1 protein-coding gene is annotated in these 657 nt (G+C 73.1%); it reads right to left on the reverse strand.

Annotated features, from left to right (window positions below; translation table 11 throughout):
• A partial coding sequence (locus tag JNK74_29140; GenBank protein MBL7650244.1) for a heavy-metal-associated domain-containing protein occupies positions 1 to 657 on the reverse strand: 657 nt, incomplete at both ends.

Consider the following 657-nt stretch of genomic DNA (forward strand, 5'->3'; position numbering starts at 1 on the left):
CTTCGTCCGGCGGCACGACGCCGAGCACCTTGCTGCCGGCGACGGCTGGCACCGCGACGCCGAAGCCGAGCGCTTCGATCGAGGTGACCAGGTCGCTGGCACGCACCCGCACCGGATCGAAGGCGATGCGCGCCTGGTTGGTCGCGAGGTTGACCTGCGCCGAAGCGACGCCGTCGACCTGGCCGAGCGTGCGTTCGATGCGGCGCACGCAGCCGGCGCAGGTCATGCCGCGGATGTCGAGGGTCGTCGTGTCCATGCCGAGCGCGGTTCCTGGGCCATCGAGACCGCGGTTCCCATGGTCGGCGCCAAGGAACTCCGGCGCGACCGCCCTTCTGCGCACCGCCGAGCCCTCGGCGTTGCGGCAGTCATCCGACACCCAGCTCCGCGAACAGCGCTGCCCAATCGGCCCGTTCCCGCGACGGACGGAAGCGCTCGCCGAGCTTCGCAGCCAGCGCTTCGAGTCCGGCCGCCCAGGCGCGATCGTCGACCAGTCGCTGCAGCAGTCGCGCGAGGGCGAAAGCGTCCCCGACCGGGAACAGGCCCGGCCAGGCGGCGCCGAGCAGACCCCGGTGCGCAGCGAGGTCGCTGGCCAGCACCGGCACGTGTTGCACGATCGCCTCGACGACGGCGCCGGGGGCACCTTCGCTGCGCGAGGCG

This window comes from Candidatus Hydrogenedentota bacterium (genome assembly GCA_016791475.1).
Lineage (GTDB): Bacteria > Hydrogenedentota > Hydrogenedentia > Hydrogenedentales > JAEUWI01 > JAEUWI01.